At 50.8% G+C, this 16,199-nt stretch carries 13 protein-coding genes; 4 read left to right on the top strand and 9 right to left on the bottom strand.

Annotation, left to right across the window (positions count from 1 at the left end; translation table 11 throughout):
• Positions 1-259 precede the first annotated feature (259 nt).
• The 7 genes from EDM21_RS21400 to EDM21_RS25125 all read right to left on the bottom strand — a co-directional run bounded on the left by EDM21_RS21400 (position 260) and on the right by EDM21_RS25125 (position 7,214).
• A complete protein-coding gene (locus EDM21_RS21400) occupies positions 260-1,159 on the bottom strand; it encodes a DUF2268 domain-containing putative Zn-dependent protease (protein ID WP_157338462.1) in 900 nt (299 codons plus the stop codon).
• 71 nt (positions 1,160-1,230) lie between these two features.
• Positions 1,231-2,493 carry a chromate efflux transporter gene (gene chrA / locus EDM21_RS21395; protein WP_157338461.1) on the bottom strand — a complete coding sequence of 421 codons (1,263 nt, stop codon included), beginning with the start codon at positions 2,491-2,493 and terminating at the stop codon, positions 1,231-1,233.
• 71 nt (positions 2,494-2,564) lie between these two features.
• Positions 2,565-3,113: a DUF1697 domain-containing protein gene (locus tag EDM21_RS21390; RefSeq protein WP_166542121.1), complete on the bottom strand. Its 549-nt coding sequence runs from the start codon at positions 3,111-3,113 to the stop codon at positions 2,565-2,567.
• 72 nt (positions 3,114-3,185) lie between these two features.
• Positions 3,186-3,755 carry a TetR/AcrR family transcriptional regulator gene (locus EDM21_RS21385; RefSeq protein ID WP_157338457.1) on the bottom strand — a complete coding sequence of 190 codons (570 nt, stop codon included), beginning with the start codon at positions 3,753-3,755 and terminating at the stop codon, positions 3,186-3,188.
• On the bottom strand, positions 3,745-4,488 hold the full coding sequence (locus tag EDM21_RS21380) for an MBL fold metallo-hydrolase (protein WP_157338456.1): 744 nt from the start codon (positions 4,486-4,488) through the stop codon (positions 3,745-3,747). The genes EDM21_RS21385 and EDM21_RS21380 overlap by 11 nt, the downstream gene beginning before the upstream one ends.
• A gap of 218 nt (positions 4,489-4,706) precedes the next feature.
• On the bottom strand, positions 4,707-6,842 hold the full coding sequence (locus EDM21_RS21375) for a catalase (RefSeq protein ID WP_157338454.1): 2,136 nt from the start codon (positions 6,840-6,842) through the stop codon (positions 4,707-4,709).
• 282 nt (positions 6,843-7,124) lie between these two features.
• Entirely contained in the window at positions 7,125-7,214 is a 90-nt protein-coding gene (locus EDM21_RS25125; protein WP_235918315.1) for a YjcZ family sporulation protein, read from the bottom strand.
• Positions 7,215-7,468: 254 nt separating this feature from the next.
• Here EDM21_RS25125 and EDM21_RS21370 point away from each other — a divergent pair, with 254 nt between their 5' ends.
• The 4 genes from EDM21_RS21370 (at position 7,469) to EDM21_RS21355 (ending at position 11,454) form a co-directional block, all read left to right on the top strand.
• Positions 7,469-8,296, top strand: coding sequence for a sugar phosphate isomerase/epimerase family protein (locus EDM21_RS21370; RefSeq protein ID WP_157338453.1), 828 nt, complete (start codon positions 7,469-7,471; stop codon positions 8,294-8,296).
• A 33-nt stretch (positions 8,297-8,329) separates the two neighbouring features.
• Positions 8,330-9,904: an FAD-dependent oxidoreductase gene (locus tag EDM21_RS21365; protein WP_157338452.1), complete on the top strand. Its 1,575-nt coding sequence runs from the start codon at positions 8,330-8,332 to the stop codon at positions 9,902-9,904.
• A 48-nt stretch (positions 9,905-9,952) separates the two neighbouring features.
• Entirely contained in the window at positions 9,953-11,014 is a 1,062-nt protein-coding gene (locus EDM21_RS21360) for a Gfo/Idh/MocA family protein (RefSeq protein ID WP_157338451.1), read from the top strand.
• 173 nt (positions 11,015-11,187) lie between these two features.
• Positions 11,188-11,454: a hypothetical protein gene (locus tag EDM21_RS21355; protein ID WP_157338450.1), complete on the top strand. Its 267-nt coding sequence runs from the start codon at positions 11,188-11,190 to the stop codon at positions 11,452-11,454.
• Positions 11,455-11,775: 321 nt separating this feature from the next.
• Here EDM21_RS21355 and EDM21_RS21350 read toward each other — a convergent pair whose 3' ends face one another.
• A complete protein-coding gene (locus tag EDM21_RS21350; RefSeq protein ID WP_338044032.1) occupies positions 11,776-14,385 on the bottom strand; it encodes a family 10 glycosylhydrolase in 2,610 nt (869 codons plus the stop codon).
• 208 nt (positions 14,386-14,593) lie between these two features.
• A complete protein-coding gene (locus tag EDM21_RS21345; protein WP_157338449.1) occupies positions 14,594-16,090 on the bottom strand; it encodes an extracellular solute-binding protein in 1,497 nt (498 codons plus the stop codon).
• Positions 16,091-16,199: the final 109 nt, after the last annotated feature.

Genomic DNA, 16,199 nt, shown 5'->3' with positions numbered 1-16,199 from the left:
AAAATTTAAATAAATAACTGACCATCCAGTCAGCACTTATTGGAATGATTCTATCAGCCCAAAATAAGGAAGTCAACACTTTTTTTGCTAAGTATGTGACAGGGCATGTAATCCGCTCACGGATATTAGTCCTCCTGAAGGGTACGGGCAGAAGATGCCCGTGTGTTGTATCCGTATGATGCCTAAGATGCAGCTGAGTCTGGCTGCCGGATCTCCGCACCTCTCCTGAAGTCTTCTCCCCAGCCGGAAGAAGCGTTCCTCAAAACAATCGAGAGCCGTTCAGAATTTCTACTGCAGAGCACCGGGTGGCCTCATAAATGGTGCATCCTTGTTCCTTCATGAAGGATTGAACCGTCCGGTAACCGACCGTGTAACCCGCAAAGGGAGCCAAACCTGCCGGCTGATATCCCTGCGATATGGCAATCTCGTCACCGAACATATAACTGCTGACCTCGCCGAATCCTTTTACATCCAACGCCTTTCCAATCACTTCCATAGACCGCCGCACATCCGCTTCACTCATCGAGCTTACCCACGGCCCTAACAAATCATCTCCGTACAATTCTCTCGCAAAAGATTCGGCCAGTCCTTCAATAATCAGGTAATCGCCGACCGTCACATTTCCATAATCCCAGTCCATGTAAGAAAATCGGATGTTATGATGAAATTCATGGGCGATTACAGCCGGTATTCTAGGAATATTATAGGCATTCGGATGAATGGTAACTTGAATAAAACCCGGTATGCCTCCGAATCCGCAGTAGCCCTTCTGAAGCTCCAGCTTCTGCTCATCCGCCAAATAGAGTCCAAATCTGAGCTCCTGTGCTGCGACATGAAGATCATACTTGCGCATGACTTCCACACATGTATGGAGCGTATTTACAACTACCCCCGTAATGTGCCGGCTCTTCAGCTCTTGCAGAGATTGAAGTCCGGCCGCTGTCTTCACCACGTCCAGGAATCCTAACATTTGGGACGCCATTAACACATCGTAGCCCCCCGTCTGCTTAGCCTTCAAAGGAATATTCATCAAATTCCACATGCGCTCAAAAGGCTTCATCATGGTATAACGGAAATAATCGGCTCTTTGCCCCTCAGGCATAGTAAACAGCTTTTCATACTGTTCCAGTGTGTTCTCCACGATAAGCTTCACGTTCATTCCCCCTTCATCCCCAGAATAAGGGATCACGCTGCGTGAGGGTCAATCTTTTATTTGAAAAACTGCGAGTTTTAAAAAAAAGCAGCCCCGCTTAGAATTCCTGCTGCCACAACAAGCCAGGGCGGAAGCTTCCAATGGGCAAGCATGACAAACAAGCAGACAGCCACTATAAATTCACCTGTTCCTACGATAGCCGAAGTCCACAGCGGATCATATAAAGCCGCAAGCAGTATGCCTACAACGGCTGCATGAACAACTTTGAGTGCCCCGTGCATGTTCGGATTCGTCCTCAGAGAACTCCAGAACGGGAGCACACCTGCAACAAGCAGAAAAGCCGGCAGGAAGATAGCGATCGTAGCAAGCAGCGCGCCGCCTGCACCATTCCACATCGCTCCCAGGTAAGAAGCGAAGGTGAACAGCGGGCCCGGCACGGCTTGCGCGGCTCCGTAACCCGCCAGGAAATTCTCGGGGCTGATCCAGCCGCTGGCCACAAACTCGCTTTCGAGGAGGGGGAGCACAACGTGACCGCCGCCGAATACCAGGGCTCCGGTACGGAAGAACGTATCGGCAGCGGCGATCCAATCCGCTCCGGTCGCAAAGCGGAGCAGAGGCAGACCCGCCAGCAGGACACCGAATACGATAAGGCTGCCGACGGCAGTCCGCCTGCCGACCAGCACCGGGCTCGTTGTCCGCTGCTCCGCCTGATCCTTGCGGTACAGGAAATACCCGGCTCCGCCGGACACCGCAATGATCGTAACCTGCGTCAGCGCTGCCGGCCACAGCAGCGCGGCTGCCATCGCGGCAGCGGCGGCTGACGCCAGTATCCGGTCTGAGGCCAGCTTCTGCCCCATGCCAAGTACCGCGTGCGCCACAATGGCGACTGCGGTGACTTTAAGGCCATGGACCCACCCGGCCCCAGCCAGGCCGCTTCCCTCCAGGAAGTAAGCGAACAACACAAGCGCGAGCGCAGACGGCAGCGTAAAGCAGAGCCAGGCGGCCAGGCCGCCGAGCAGTCCGGCGCGGTAGATGCCAATACCAATGCCGACCTGGCTGGAGGCGGGACCGGGAAGAAACTGGCACAACGCCACCAGATCGGTATAAGTATCCGAATCAAGCCATTTCCTGCGGCGCACATATTCCTCATGAAAATAACCGAGATGCGCAACCGGGCCTCCAAAGGATGTCAGCCCGAGCCGGGTTGATACTGCGGCAACCTCTCCTATTCGCTGCCAGCGCTTACGCGCGCCACCAGCTTCCGCTCCCGGCACTGCGGACGGTTCGGACTGCTTTTCTGGCTCAGGAGCATTTGAATGAATTCCAGTGTTATCCTTCATTTATAGAACAACCCCTCTAATAAACTGCAAGACAGTTCTATTTCCAGATCCGTTCGGCAATTCTCTTTTTATCAAGAAGTTAATGCCTTAGCCATCCCGTCCAGCTTGGTTACCGTATTCCAGTTCCGCAGCGTCCCGGCGACACCCAGCTTTTGAAGATTAGCAGCAAGCTTGGAGTCCCTAAGTCCCTTGCGGATCAGCAGGTAGACCTCATGCCCGGAGACATGGAACTCATCTTCCCCGTTCTTACAATCCCGGACAGCCTGGATTTTCTCCTGTGTGGGGGTTTCTACCAGATAGGAAATATGTACGCCTTCCTCTTCCGGCAACCGATCTACCGGATACGGGCAGCTGCGGATAATCCGGTCAAACTCTTCCGCCGTTCTTAGCACAACCGGAATTGAGAAGCCGAATGCCGCTTGAATCGATTGTTCCATACGAAGCTGCAGTGCTGCCTTATCCTCCGTTTCGTCAGCTTCGAAGACTACGTTGCCGCTTTGAATGTACGTTTGTACGCTGCGCAGGCCCGAATCCTCCAATACGCCCTTGAGAGCGGTCATGCTCATTCTGTTATGACGTCCTACATTGATACCTCTTAGTAAAGCAATGTAAATGACCACAGGAATCCCCACCACCTAATCTGAATTTGTAGAATCGCATTCCGCTCTCATTATAGCGGATTTTGTTAAATTTTAGCGATGATACCGATGAATTCCGGCAATAAAGGCTCCGAGCAGCAGCTGCAAGCTTTCATTAATGTCCAGCGGCAGCCCGAATCCCCCGTGCTGTTCCAGCGATGCAAATCCGTGCATGAGGCTGTGCAGCCCGCGGGTCGCGTGCAGCGCTTCGTCTCCGCTGAGGCCGTAAGCCTCAAGCACGCCCACGACCAGACCCACAATCTCCCCGGCTTTGCGGGCCGCTAGCGTATCCTCTTGACGGGGCGCCCGAAGTGTCGCTTCATACAGTCCGGGGTGTCGGCGGGCAAATTCCACATAAGCCCGGCCGAGAGAATACAGCGCGGCATCTCCAGTCAGACCTGCAACACCTTTGGACATACAATCATGCAGCAGGCTAAGACCGTGCAGCGCCAATTTGTACCGGAGCCCGCTTAATCCTTCCACATGATTATAAAGAGATGGCGGGCGGATGCCCAGCTTTTGCGCCAGCATAGCGAGGGTCACGGCCTCGAAACCGTGCTCGTCCGCAAGTTCCGCCGCTGTCTGTAGCAGCAGTTCTTCGTGAAGTCCTATCCTAGGAGACATCGGCGCGGCCCTCTTTCCCAGCAGCAGCTTCCAGATTACGCTCTGCGGCCGTAATCGCTTGTTCGATGGCTGCAGCAGGATTATGCAGCATTCGGCCGTGTCCTACTGCAAGCAGGGAGGGGGAATATTCCCGCAGCTTCTTTACACTCGCCAAGGCCGCATGTTTGTTCCATGTCGCCATTGCCGGAAAAGGAAACCAGATCCGCATCTGCCCGGCGACGGCCACTCCTCCGCGGGTTTGCATCGCATCCGATGCTACCATTGCCCGGGTACGGGTATCGAGGAAGGTCATCAACCCCGGTGAGTGTCCGGGAGTCGAGACCGCAAGAAGCGACCCGATCCGGTCGCCTTCCTTCAGCAGGACGTCAGGCCGGGTGACGATCCCCCTCGGAATACCGCCGCGAAGCGGCCAGTCCGGCTCCCCGGTCTGCAGCGACCGGTCACCCTTAAGAATGCGGGCCTCCCGCTCCGGTATATACACTGGAACACCGGGGAGCTTCTTCTTGAGCGCGTCCAGTGCTCCTACATGATCATCATGTGCGTGAGAAATGACGATGGAGGTTATTTCCTTCCCTATACGGCTAGCAGCCTTGAGAATGCCTGCTGCACTGTAAGGCATCCCCGCATCGATCAGCGTCAGGCCGTTCTCCTCCTCCACCAGGTAACAATTAACTGGAAATAATCGCGGCATAAATGTGAGTTGAAACAGCTTATCTTCCCGAATCATTCTCATAAAATCAATCTCCTTCTCGAAAACTAATGCTATTAGTTTCAATATAACTAATATCATTAGTTTTTGTCAATCTCTTGTTCCCATTGGTGTTCAGGGTCTCTAGTCAGTCTGCCGATAAGAATTACACGGTTAACAACTTTCATCCTTTCGAATTCCGCAAAAAAAAGCACCATTCACCCGATGAATCCGGATAAATGGTGCCTGCGATCTAACCTTATTTAAACATGCATTGGTCTTGCCCAGTGACGGTGTTCGGCAATAGCCGCAACAAATGCTTCATTGAAAGCACTCATATCGCCTGCGTCCGAAGCCGTAATAACCCCGGGCACTCCGGCAGTCGGTGTCCCGCTTGCAACGGCAGCTGCACTTTCAGGTGCCGCTACTCCAGCGGCGATCAGCAGCTCAGAACCTTCGCCGACGACTGCGATCGTTTTATAATGCTGGTACGCTTCACGGATAAAGTTGGCCGCTTTCGGATCGGTTTTGAGCTCATCTACACTTTGCGCTCCTCCAGCCACGTATACGGCATCGAACAGCAGAGAATCGCTTGTCAGAAGCGTATGAACCGCCTCAAATGTAGCGCCTCCTTCTGTGGAGATGGGACCGAGCTGCGTGCTGACAATTTCCGGGATAGCGCCCGCTTCTTTCAAAGCCGTTAACACCGAAGTCAGCTCAGCTCCGTTTACGCCTGTACCTGCCAGTACAGCGACTTTACGGGTTTTGGCAGACTTAATGGTATTCATCATACTGAGTGCAGGAGACGTTGCTATGTTCTCGCTCTCAGCCGCCGGTTGACTGGTAACCTGGGGAGGCTTCACACCAATGCCGGCCGCAATTTGCGCGGCCAAATCCGGGTCTACATGGCTGAACATTTCAACCGCATTTTCACGGATCTCTTTGGTCTTCACTTTGCCCAGCTCAAAACGGAACGCATTGACAATATGCTGCTGCTCCACCGGAGACATGCTGTTCCAGAACAAGGTCGCCTGGCTGAAGTGATCCTTGAAGCTGTCGCTGCGCGCCTGAATTTTGCGGCCCTCTACCTTCTCCGCATAATGTACATAGCCGCCTTCTTGCTCGGAAGCCGGTTCGGGAGCATTCCCCGCAAGAGAGTTCTTGTGGTAGCTGACAGGTCCGCGGTTAATCGCCATGCGGTGCATACCGTCACGCTGATTGTTATGAACCGGAGCCACCGAACGATTGATCGGGATCTCATGGAAATTCGGCCCGCCCAGACGGGACAGCTGCGTATCGGTATAAGAGAACAATCTTCCCTGCAGCAGCGGATCGTTAGAGAAATCAATGCCCGGCACGACATGTCCCGGATGAAAAGCGATCTGCTCCGTTTCGGCGAAGAAGTTGTCCGTATTCTGAGTCAAGGTCATTTTTCCGATAATTTTAACCGGCACAAGTTCTTCAGGCCACAGCTTCGTAGGATCGAGAATATCGAAATCGAACTTGAACTCGTCCTCTTCCTTAATCAGCTGGACGCCGAACTCATATTCCGGATAGTTGCCTGATTCAATCGCATCCCACAAATCGCGGCGGTTAAAATCCGGGTCTTTCCCTGCGATTTTCTGGGTCTCGTCCCATACCAGAGAATGCATGCCTAGCAGAGGCTTCCAGTGGAATTTGACGAAATGCGCTTCACCTCGGTCATTGACAAAACGGAAGGTATTAACACCGAAACCTTCCATCATGCGGAAGCTTCTCGGAAGCGAACGGTCCGACATCGCCCACATGACCATGTGTGCCGTCTCTGTGTTGCTTATGACGAAATCCCAGAATGTATCATGCGCCGAAGCGGCCTGCGGAATTTCATTATGCGGTTCCGGCTTCACGGCATGGATGAAATCCGGGAACTTCATCGCATCCTGAATAAAGAACACCGGCATGTTATTGCCGACAAGGTCGTAGTTTCCCTCTTCCGTATAGAACTTCGTGGCAAATCCGCGTACATCACGTACGGTATCGGCACTGCCCCTTGATCCTGCTACTGTCGAGAAACGGACAAAAACAGGCGTTTTAACCGAAGGGTCTTGAAGGAATTTCGCTTTTGTAAACTCCGACATCGGTTCATAGACCTGGAAATAACCATGTGCACCAAAACCGCGTGCATGGACAATCCGCTCTGGAATCCGCTCATGGTCAAAATGAGTCATTTTCTCACGGAACTGAAAATCTTCCATCAAGGTAGGCCCGCGAACTCCCGCTTTCAAAGAATGCTCGTCTTCGCTTACTCGTAAACCCTGATTCGTCGTCATTTTCTGCCCGGTGTCATCCACCCGGAACTGCTCTAGCTGCTTATCCTTGCTTTGCTCATTTACAGGCTCGCGTTGATCGTCTTTCCTCATTCTTATGGCCTCCTTCATTGTGTTCGCTAATTATGTAGAGCTTTCTGTTTAATAAAAATCAGCTTGGCCAAACCTTTCCGCCAGCGCAAAATTTCAACAGTTCGTTACGCTCCTGTTTAGTAAGTAACCTTTTCAACAGACAACCAAACGATTGTCACAGGATTTACAACTTTGTAAATTTTCACAGTCTGTTGGGTGAGAACCTTTCCCCCTTCCCCACGCTTCAAAATTAAAAACCCCTGCCATGCGGCAGGAGTTCCTTCCTTATTTGCAATTGCTTACTTAAGCCCAGAAAGAACGCGTAATAATCACTAACAGAATAAACAGAACCAGAATCACTCCTGTGCTGGTTCCAACACCTGCATAACCCATTCTCAACACCCTTTCTTTATGTGGGATGTCCTATCTTATGCAGCGGCTTGCTCAAAATTATAGACGACCACCTTCTCTCCTAATCTTTGACAAGCCCGAAATGGCTCGGGGAGTCTTCCTTCGGAGGTCCGCATCAAAGTACCAGAAATGGTCATGACTATGACCTACTTTTGCTCCGCGCCTCCTTTTAAAATGGAACTATCTTATCTTATTAAGTTAAAAATATGGAGAAAACACCGCTGGAGGTCTCACAAATGAATCTTTCCTTGAGTATGTGGAGTTTGCACCGGGTAAGCAGGGCTGAAAAATGGACGGTACTCGATTTTCTGGCTTTCTGCTCCAAAGAAGGAATCGGCAGTGTTGAACTGCTCGATGTTTTCTGGAAGGACCCTGAGAACGAAATTCCTCAAGTACTGGAATACGTCCGGCAGAGCGGAATAACCATCACCAGCTATGCCGTCGGCAACGACCTTGTCAAAAGCACAGCGGAAGAACGCGCCGAAGCGCTCCGGGTCATCACAGACGGAATTCATGTAGCCCAGCAGTTAGGCACATCCGTCGTGCGTGTATTCTCCGGCAATTTATCCGATGCGTATACATTTGATAGAGCGCTGGACTGGATTGTAGAAGGACTTCGCGAAGCCGCCAGAGCCGCAGAACAAAACGGAATTACACTCTGCCTGGAAAACCACGGCAAGCTGGCTGGAAAAGGCGATCAGGTTCTTGCCATTCTGGAGCGTGTCAACTCTCCGGCTCTGAAGGCTACCTTTGATACGGGGAATTTCCTTCTCGTTGATGAGAATCCGCTGCATGCTCTGGATGTTCTGCTTCCTTCTATCGGACATGTACACATTAAAGATTTCGAAGAAACAGCGGATGGCAGATACAAAGCGCTTAGCGGAAAAGCTTATGAAGGTGTCTTTGCCGGAGAAGGTCAGGTTCATCTGCCTGTCATTCTTGCCAAGCTTCAAGAAGCCGGCTATCCGGGAGCTTTTGTACTCGAATATGAAGGACTGGGCGATGAAGCGGAAGGCATCCGCAGAAGCATCCACAATTTCAACGCGCTTGTCCAAACGCTTTAACATTGACTCTATTCCAAAGGAGAACGAACAACTATGATACGTGTTCAGCAGGCTGATTTAATCATTATCGGAGGCGGCACCGGAGGCTGCGCAGCAGCTATGGCTGCATGTAAGTCCGGTAAAACCGTAATCATGACGGAGGAAACGACTTGGATCGGAGGCCAGCTGACAAGCCAGGCTGTACCGCCCGACGAGCATCCGTGGATCGAATCGTTCGGCTGTACGCGTACTTACCGACAATTCCGCGAAGGCGTGCGGGATTATTACCGGGACCATTTCCCGATGACCTCCGGAGCGAGAGCTAACCCTGAGCTTAATCCCGGCAGCGGATCCGTAAGCCGTCTGTGTCATGAACCGAGAACAGCTCTGGCTGTCCTGCAGCAAATGCTGGCTCCTTATATCCACAGCGGTCTGCTATCCTTATGGACCCGCCACGTGCCTGTGCAAGCCGAAACTTCAGGAGATTCCATCACCTCGGTTACAGTCAAGAACCTGGAGTCCGGTGAACAATACCGCCTGAGCGCGCCTTTCTTCCTGGATGCTACAGAATGCGGCGATGTTCTGCCTCTGGCAGGCGTCGAGTATGTGACAGGGGCCGAGTCAATAGCCCAGACCGGCGAGCCGCATGCCGTCTCCGGCGAAGCGCTGCCTAACGACTGGCAAGGCTTCACCTACTGCTTTGCCATCGATTACATCGAAGGTGAAGACCATACGATCGAGAAGCCTGCACTGTATGATTTCTGGAAATCTTACCGGGCGGACTTCTGGCCGGACCATTTGCTCAGCCTGCTCGGCGTCAGACCCGCTACCATGGAGCCTGTCCACTATGAAATTTTCCCGGGGACGGAACGCTTCTCCCTCTTCAAATACCGGCAGATTGCGGACAGCGGCCTGTTCGAAGAAGGGACCTATCGCAGCAATATTTCCCTGGTGAATTGGCCCCAGAACGACTACTGGCTCGGCTCGATCATAGAGGTGACGGAGGAAGAGAAAGAACGCCACCTCTATGAAGCCAAGCAGCTCAGCCTCTCTCTGCTCTACTGGATGCAGACCGAATGTCCCCGCCCGGGCGGCGGCCAAGGCTATCCCGGCATGAGGCTGCGCAAGGATGTCGTCGGTACGGAAGACGGTCTGGCCATGTATCCCTATATACGTGAATCCCGGCGCATCAAGGCGGAATTCACCGTACTGGAGCAGCATGTCGCGACCGAGTGCCGCCCGGACGGCAAAGCAGAGCATTTCCCGGACAGCGTTGGAATCGGCTGTTACCGGATCGATCTTCACCCGAGTACGGAGAACCGTCCCTATATCGACGTCTCGACCGTGCCGTTCCAGATCCCGCTCGGCAGTCTCATTCCGGTACGGGTGAACAACCTGCTGGCCGCCTGCAAGAATCTTGGCGTCACACACATTACCAACGGCTGCTACCGTCTCCATCCGGTGGAATGGAACATCGGCGAGGCGGCGGCTTACTGCGCAAGCTACTGCATCGATAAGGGGATCACCCCCCGCGAGCTGCGTAACAACACGGCTGAATTGAAACAATTTCAGCAAATGCTGGTTCAGGCGGGCGTTGAGCTGGAGTGGCCTGCCACCCGCCCTGTGTAGACCATTAAACACATACTCTGATTACTTACAGGAAGAAGGACTGCTCGTATGAGTCAAATCCGTATCGGTGTTATTGGAGCGGGTACCATCTCCCGCATGCATTTCAATTCGTATCAGAAAAACCCTGACGCCATCATTGTCGCCGTATGCGACCTTAACGAAGAACGCGCACGCGAAAAAGCAGATACTTACCAGGCAGCCAAAGTCTATACCGACTACAAGGAGCTACTCGCCGATCCCGAAATCGATGCCGTTTCGATTTGCACCTGGAACAACACGCACGCTGAGATCAGCATAGCCGCTCTGCGGGCCGGGAAGAACGTACTTGTGGAGAAGCCGCTTTGCAAAACCGTGGAGGAAGCCCTCGCAGTCGAGCAAGCCGTAGAGGAAAGCGGCAAAACACTGCAAGTAGGTTTCGTCCGCAGGTACGCTTCCAATACGCGTATCGTCCGTTCTTTTATGGAGAACGGCAGTATCGGCGAGATTTATTATGCCAAGGCTTCTTGCATCCGCAAATTGGGTAATCCCGGCGGCTGGTTCTCCGACATCGAACGCTCCGGCGGCGGGCCGCTGATAGATGTGGGCGTTCATGTCATTGATCTCTGCTGGTACCTCATGGGCCGTCCCAAGGTAAAATCCATCAGCGGCAACACCTACACCAAGCTGGGCAACCGGTCCAACGTGGAGAACCTCGCCTACTACAAAGCGGCTGATTATGATGCGGAGCATAACACGGTCGAAGATATGGCTAACGCGATGATCCGCTTCGAGAACGGTGCGTCTTTGCTTGTTGATGTTTCCTTCACCCTGCATGCCAAAGAAGACGAATTGACCGTGAAACTATATGGTGATAAAGGGGGCGCTGAGCTGGAGCCCAAGCTCACGCTTATCACGGAGCAGCACAATACGATCCTGAACACCACGCCGCAAATCAACAACTTGTCGTTCGACTTTGCAGCAGGATTCCAGGATGAGATCGATTATTTTATCGAGGTGTGCCAAGGCACGAAAGAGACGCTCAGTCCCGTCTCAGACGGCGTAGAAATGATGAAAATCCTTTGCGGCGTCTATGAATCCAGCAGACTGGGCAAAGAAATTTATTTCGACTAGATATAAGAGATTCACCGCAATAGGTATAGATCTATAACAAGGCTTCCGGTTCTCCGGAAGCTTTTTGTTTTGCCCGATATTTTTTGATTTAAATTCAATTCCATTATGAATATTCTCCTTTTCAGGTAACTTTTGGGTACTATCCTGTATAATAAATTTAAAAGGGGGGGCATATGATGCAAAACCTATCCGATATTCTGTTTTTGATTTCTCTCGTTTCTCTAATCATTTGGGCTGCGTCTCTTAAAGGTGCTAATTTCTTTCGAATCAATCATACAAACATCAACTACAGGGATGAAGGCAGGGAAATGCAGGAAGCGCTCAGGCATGAACATAAGAAAAAGCTCCATTTCAATTTCAAAGTGTTTTATGGCTCCTTTTTCTTCGTATTCGGTTTTCTAGGCATGCTAATTTCTATTGTAATCTCCTACTTGAAGTAAACCATTGAACAGCTATTTTTATATGAATGGTAATGTCCAGAACCGCTCCAGTGTCTACAAATAAAAACAGATACCTATAGGGGTATCTGTTTTTATTAAGATAATTATAATCTTCCATTCACACAAAGCTCCTGCGAACCGATACAGCTTTCCACCCTGGATTGTGCTTTAGTCCCTATCTTTGTCTTTGTCCTTTACTTCCACTTCTGCCTATGCCTTACGGCCTTCGCCTACTTCGCCATACCCACTTTCTTGCCTTTTTTATACTCGGCTAGAACAGTGGTCTGTGTGGATTCAACGCTTAAGCTCATCTTGCTTGAACTAGACGGATTCGGCTACATTCTCGTCACGGATAATGTCAAACTTCTTCTCATTAGTCTTAAAGCCATCTACTTTTACGGTCACCGTAACCGCATTAACGCCAACTTTCAAATCCACTTCGCCGGTAAAGCTTCCGTCTTTTTTAATTTTCGCTGTGCGGCCATTCACATAGACTTCCGCATTACCGGGACCAAGCACTTTCACCTGTCCTTCGATATCGAGATTGTCATCCCCGGTTCTGACACCTTCGTAGGCCAAGAAACCGCTAAGGACTGCCGACCTCACAGCATCTCCTGTCTCAAAAGAATTCGCGATAAGCTGACGTTTCGTTCCGACACCCGAGAGATCCTTAGCCGAAACTACGAATCCGCCCTTAGGGATCACGCTGTTCGTTTCATCCGGATTCGACCAGTCCTCGTTCATGGCTTTGGTTTTATTGGGTACGCTGATTACTTTACCGCTGCTGTCAATAACGGCCTCTACGCCAAACCGGTTGTTGCCGGTAGAATACCCGAACGAATCCGTCAGTACATCAATATTGTTCTCAATGACATTGACATCATAGTAAGAGCCTTCCAGGAATGATTCCGTCTGGTTCGGCAGTGATACGCCGAGCTGATAATCTTTCACGTAGGGAAGATCACGCAGAGCCGCATTCGTTATAGGCCAATTCACCTGAGACGCGTCAAAAAGCATCAGGCCGTGCGTGTTATCCAGGCCTGCCTGGAGTATTTCGCGCTGCAGGGCCGGGTCCGGTACATTCGTCAGGGCAATCCCGGTGTAGAGCGGTTTCTCGCCATTAATTACGATGTTACCCAGTGTAATATGACGCTCCACCTCAGGTCCTGTCGTCTGGTACGCACCAATCATGATAAAATCCAGGTTCTCGATATAACCGCTCTCATAATAACCCGGCCTGTACACATCCTCATCCTTCATGCCGAGGCGGGAATCGTAACGGAATTCCGTGCTCCCCCAATGAACACCGTTCAAGTAATACGATTCAAACCAGGAACCCACATACGCGGACACTTGAACGGGTTTGCCTTTGCTTCCTTCATAGCTGTCAGCCAGTGCTTTTACCTCCGTCGTGAAACTCTTGATCGTCTTGGAACGGAATTCCCACCACTCATGAATAAGCGGACCGTTTACACGGACTTTGTTCTCATAACGCAGCACATCCCCCGGCCAGTTCTGAAGGGTCTTCCCTTTTTCCTGTACAAAAGATTCGAATTTGCCCTTCGTCAGATCACTAAAATCCGAGGTTTCGTTATCATATCTGGCCCGGTCAAGAACAACACCATCGATATCATAGTTTTGAATAACTTCTTCTATCGTTCGGAGCTGGAATTGTCTTGCCTCCTCATTGGAAGGATTGATAAACGCCACAGCACCCTGCTTTGCCGATTCGCGCTGACGCATGATTTGCCCGTTATCGGCGGAATTGTATACGCGTTCCTCCCAGTCCAGATGATCATTCAGGATCGCAAATTCATTGAACGCAATCGAGCCTTCCGCAAAAATATTAACAGCCGCATGGATGTCCAGACAGAATTCACGGGAATAGCGGACGAATTCTTCCAACAAATCCAAATCCGGATTAGAGCCGGCTTTCACCGGCGCCTTAATCTCACTTACATAGGGCCGGCCTGTCAGCGTATTCTTCTTGTACGAAGCAAATCCTTCCACACCTTTAACATCAAAAACAATGGAAGTCGTGCCGTTATCTGCAGCTTTTTTGACAAAATCCCGTACATTCTCACTGCTCTGCAGCTTGCGGGCATTAGCCGCCTGATCTACCCACAGAATGACCTTCTTGTCCGAGGCGAACCCGGGTCTGCCGAAAATTACGAGATCTTTGGAGTCTTGCTCCTCGCCGCTTTTCTTAACGATCAGGTTCAAGTAATTGATCCCTTGGTTCAAGACATAAGAATAGCGGAATGCACCGCCCGCTTCGACAGGAACCACGGTCCCGTTCACGGTAAATTCGATTTCTGCCGGGTCTTCCATATTGCTGATGGTACCGGATAGAACCGCTTCCGGCTTGGTTTCCGTATACATGGCATAATTGTTCAGCGACAGACGCGAGATCGGCCCAGACAGGTCCACCAAGTCTTTGACGAGGACCACAAGATTATTTTTGCGTAATTTGACCGTATCTCCGGGTTCGAAATTCGCAGCCAAATATTTTTGGGAGGTTGGATTGGCATAGCTGCTGTCCCGGGCAACGAGTACATATCCTCCGGCCGGAATAGACAGCGGTGTCGGATCGGCCCATACGGGAGGCTTGCCGTTAACCGACGGGTTGATCACAGCCGTTACACGGCTGGCCGCATCTACCTGGACGGCAACACTGCTTGCCGGTATGACCAGATCCGCTCCCCAATTATACGTATACAGCGCCAGCACATCATCCTGGTCCGTCATATCCTGATCGATAGTATAAATCCGGTGGCGCGGTCCTTCAAGAGAGATGGTGATATCGGCCGGAGCCGCTTCGATTTCAATCACATCGGCAGGCTGCCCGGAATTGTTGTAAGTCACCGTGGAGCCGGAAGCCGTACGAATCGTCAAAGCCGGATCAGAATTCTGAAAATCGCCTGCGTTCACAATCTTATCCCCTTTATGTAAAGTAATGATCTCATCTGTATGATGATGCTTGATTTGCGGTTACGGTTTACGGTGAACAGGAGTTCTCCATATAGAGTTCAATTGGGGCTTGCCGGTCAAAAAAAACAGCAGCTGCAACTATGCAGCTGCTGAGCGAGCGAAGTTCTTTTTTAGCTGAAATAACTAATCAAGCACCTGCTGAGCACTATTATTTTTTGGCTGTTTTATACCACTCATTTGCCGCCTTCGTCATAGCTTCCCCGCCGTCGGCTTTCCATTTGGCAACGAAAGCATCATAGTTCGTAAGCGGATCGGATCCGCTGATGAACTTCAGCATACTGTCTGTCTGGTATTTGTCGAGCTTTTGCTTGTTCTTGGAGACATCGGCAATTGGAGGAGCTTTTGCAAGCGGATCCGTCACCATAATATCTTTGGCATTGATTTGAATATCTTCAAAGAACTTCTGGAGAACAGGTTCTTTACGTACACGTGCTTTCCAGTAATCCGGATATTTCTTGTAATCGACACCTGTCAAGAAAGAGCTTCCGTTGTTGAGCTCATCGTTGAAGATAGGCAGAATCGGATAGTACTTGCCGTCTTTCACTTCATGGTGCGTGCCTTCTTTACCGATGGACAGCTCTTTATGAGCAGCCGGGTCCAGCTTGGCATTCAGGAATTTAATCGCTTCTTCCTTGTTCTTGGATGCTTTTGGCACCGAGATATACCACGAGATGTTTGCTTTTGCAAACACAGCCGTTTTACCGTTCTTATCCTTCATGAAAGGAACGATGGTAGTTTTGGCGTCTGGAAGATTCTTCTTCAGAGCTTTATCGGTTGTACCGGCGTTCCAGTAAGCCAATCTGTATACGGCGGCTTTGCCGCTGGTAAATTTCTCAATGGCTTTGGCGCTTGTGTTAATCGGCATTTCCTGATCGATCAGACCTTCTTTGTACAGCTTATTCATGTAAGTAAGAAATTCTTTCATTGCCGGGGTCTCGATCTGATGAATCAGCTTGCCATCCTGCACAACCCAATCGGTTGTGATGCCGAATGCAGGGCCGATATCGCCGAAAATCGATTCTTTAGTATCTTTGGAACCCGTGTACGGCGCAATGTTTTTCTTTTCTTTAATGGTCTTGAGGACGGTATAAAATTCATCGGTATTCGTCGGAATTTTCAGCCCCAGCTCATCCATGATATCCTGGCGGACTACCGTTTCTTCACCAATGGCAAGACCGGAACCCGTCTCTGGAATGGCATAGATTTTGCCGTTCACTTTGGCGCTGTCCCATGCAGCAGGATCAATGGCGCTTTTGATATTCGGACCGAATTTCTCGATTAAATCATCGAGCGGTTCCAGCGCACCTTGAGACGCTAATTTCTCAAACTGCGGCGCACCCAGCTTCATGACATCGTATTCTTCTTTGTTTGCCATAAGCAGGTTCAGCTTCTCGTCCGGATTCTCAGCCGGAAGCATTTCGTATTTCACTTCATAGCCAGTTTTTTCTGTAATGGCTTTAGCTGTATATTCTTTGCTCGGATCAAAGTTACTGTACTGCAGCAACTGCCGGATAACCGGTTTGGTTGCGCTTGCATTTCCTGGCGCAGAAGTTGCCGTCCCCGCTTGCGGGTCGTTTCCTCCGCATGCCGCAGTTGTAACACCAAGTGCAGCGACCGTAAGTAATAAAGCTGCTTTTTTAATCATGGTCGTACCTCCCTTTAATGGTTAAGCCAATCACGCAATCAATCGAAAGACTTACAAAAGGGGCCTCACCGCCTTTCAAGCTGAAGTGTTATAGGAGAAGGCTGCATCC

The sequence above is a fragment of the Paenibacillus lutrae genome (assembly GCF_009757775.1).
Classification (GTDB): Bacteria; Bacillota; Bacilli; order Paenibacillales; family NBRC-103111; genus Paenibacillus_F; species Paenibacillus_F lutrae.
This window is presented reverse-complemented; position numbering and strand designations above follow the sequence as displayed.

Bases quoted from the DNA above. Each gene is read 5' to 3' on its own strand.
- EDM21_RS21345 (WP_157338449.1), bottom strand. From the start codon at position 16,090: ATGATTAAAAAAGCAGCTTTATTACTTACGGTCGCTGCACTTGGTGTT.
- EDM21_RS21365 (WP_157338452.1), top strand. From the start codon at position 8,330: ATGATACGTGTTCAGCAGGCTGATTTAATCATTATCGGAGGCGGCACC.
- EDM21_RS21385 (WP_157338457.1), bottom strand. From the start codon at position 3,755: ATGTCTCCTAGGATAGGACTTCACGAAGAACTGCTGCTACAGACAGCG.
- chrA (WP_157338461.1), bottom strand. From the start codon at position 2,493: ATGAAGGATAACACTGGAATTCATTCAAATGCTCCTGAGCCAGAAAAG.
- EDM21_RS25125 (WP_235918315.1), bottom strand. From the start codon at position 7,214: ATGGGTTATGCAGGTGTTGGAACCAGCACAGGAGTGATTCTGGTTCTG.
- EDM21_RS21360 (WP_157338451.1), top strand. From the start codon at position 9,953: ATGAGTCAAATCCGTATCGGTGTTATTGGAGCGGGTACCATCTCCCGC.
- EDM21_RS21375 (WP_157338454.1), bottom strand. From the start codon at position 6,842: ATGAGGAAAGACGATCAACGCGAGCCTGTAAATGAGCAAAGCAAGGAT.
- EDM21_RS21370 (WP_157338453.1), top strand. From the start codon at position 7,469: ATGAATCTTTCCTTGAGTATGTGGAGTTTGCACCGGGTAAGCAGGGCT.
- EDM21_RS21400 (WP_157338462.1), bottom strand. From the start codon at position 1,159: ATGAACGTGAAGCTTATCGTGGAGAACACACTGGAACAGTATGAAAAG.
- EDM21_RS21355 (WP_157338450.1), top strand. From the start codon at position 11,188: ATGATGCAAAACCTATCCGATATTCTGTTTTTGATTTCTCTCGTTTCT.
- EDM21_RS21380 (WP_157338456.1), bottom strand. From the start codon at position 4,488: ATGAGAATGATTCGGGAAGATAAGCTGTTTCAACTCACATTTATGCCG.